At 36.3% G+C, this 557-nt stretch carries 1 protein-coding gene; it reads right to left on the reverse strand.

What is annotated here, in order from left to right:
- A partial coding sequence (locus A3714_RS18050; RefSeq protein ID WP_197463399.1) for a hypothetical protein occupies positions 1-557 on the reverse strand: 557 nt, incomplete at both ends.

Here is a 557-nt window from a genome sequence, read left to right on the forward strand (position 1 = left end):
CCAGTATTTAATTTAGGGTGACGTGAATTAGAAGGGTTTTGAATCGTAATTGAACCACCATCACCAGATACCATGTAACGAGGAACAATATAGAACCCTACGATACTAGAAGAAGCACCTTTAAGTGTCAGATAATCAATAGCTTCTTGAATTTTAGATTGACCACCACCATTAAACGGTTGAACCAAAAGATAAGTTGCTTGTACACCACCTTTAGTGATTTGTGGTGGAATAACCTCAGGGAACAAACTTAAAAACTCGTTCCATTCAGATTTAGTTTTTTTTGTTGATGCTTTAAATCTAGCAAGAACTTCATTTTTACGTTTAGTCCACGCAGCATCAATGTCGTCCATTGCATCATCTATATTACCAAACGTAATACCACTCATGAAATCAACGAAATGACCACCAAAAGTTTTTTGTGGTAATCCTGTTTTTGGGTCAATCTTACCTGTGTAATAATCAGATAAACCTTTTTCCTTAGCAAATTTAGTCCATTCAGCTTCCAATGCTTTGACACGATCTTCTCTAGTAAAACCCTCTGCGTCTTTTTCTTC

This window comes from Alcanivorax sp. HI0007 (assembly GCF_001635525.1).
In the GTDB taxonomy this organism is placed as follows: domain Bacteria; phylum Pseudomonadota; class Gammaproteobacteria; order Pseudomonadales; family Alcanivoracaceae; genus Alcanivorax.